Source organism: Microtetraspora sp. AC03309 (assembly GCF_020826795.1).
In the GTDB taxonomy this organism is placed as follows: domain Bacteria; phylum Actinomycetota; class Actinomycetes; order Streptosporangiales; family Streptosporangiaceae; genus Microtetraspora; species Microtetraspora glauca.
The window spans coordinates 1-492 of record NZ_JADDIL010000457.1 but is presented as its reverse complement, the minus strand read 5'-3'; the positions used below and the strand labels follow the sequence as shown (position 1 = coordinate 492).

1 pseudogene is annotated in these 492 nt (G+C 73.4%); it reads left to right on the top strand.

Annotated features, from left to right (window positions below):
- Nucleotides 1-492, top strand: a pseudogene (locus tag IMZ11_RS43835) (potassium-transporting ATPase subunit B); the annotation flags it as partial.

Sequence of the window (492 nt, the reverse complement as noted above, 5' to 3'; positions counted from 1 at the left end):
TCAGCACGCTGCTGCTGGACAAGACCGGCACGATCACCCTGGGCAACCGGCAGGCGTCGGAGTTCGTGCCGGTCGAGGACGTGACCGCCGACGACCTCGCGGACGCGGCGCAACTCTCCAGCCTGGCCGACGCGACCCCGGAGGGCCGCTCGATCGTCGTCCTCGCCAAGCGGGTGCACGGCCTGCGCGAACGCCATGACCTCGTGGTGGACGGCGCCGACGGCGCGCCCGCGGCGGACGCCACCCTCGCCGGCCGTCGGCGTGTCCGGTTCGTGGCGTTCACCGCGGCCAGCCGGATGAGCGGGGTCGATCTCCCGGACGGGCGCGTGATCAGGAAGGGCGCGGCGACCGCCGTCATGCGGTGGATACGGGAGAACGGTGGGCATCCGACCGAGCGGGTGGGCCACATCGTCGACGGCATCTCGGCGTCCGGCGGCACCCCACTGGTGGTCGGGGAGATCGCCGACGGAAAGGCCCGGGTCCTGGGCGTCA